General features: G+C 63.6%; 1 protein-coding gene. It reads left to right on the top strand.

Annotated features, from left to right (window positions below):
- Positions 1-15 precede the first annotated feature (15 nt).
- The coding region (locus EN859_RS36515; RefSeq protein ID WP_348632973.1) for a diguanylate cyclase at positions 16-321 on the top strand (306 nt) is incomplete at its 3' end.

Below are 321 nucleotides of genomic sequence, written 5' to 3'. Positions count from 1 at the left end.
TTTCTCGATGCGAGCCTGCTTCTTATCGACTTCGATCACTGCAAGCAGCTCAACGATACGTTCGGACATCAGTTCGGCGATCTGGCGCGGGCGTATCTGGTCGCGGAAGCGCAGCGCATCTTCGAAGACGGCGTCATCGGCCGGCTCGGCGGCGACGAATTCGGTGTCATGGTTCCGCACGGCGACGCCGCCTACCTCAACAAGGACGTGCGCCGGCTGCTGGATGCGAGGCGGGCCGGCAAGCGGCATGAAGGCCAGATCATTCCGCTGTCGATCTCGGTGCCGTTCGAAGCATGCAGCGGCGCAAGCGCGATGCCCTCC

The sequence above is a fragment of the Mesorhizobium sp. M00.F.Ca.ET.216.01.1.1 genome (assembly GCF_004010325.2).
Classification (GTDB): domain Bacteria; phylum Pseudomonadota; class Alphaproteobacteria; order Rhizobiales; family Rhizobiaceae; genus Mesorhizobium.
Note: the sequence above shows the minus strand (reverse complement) of the source record. Positions and strands in the feature narration are given on the sequence as shown.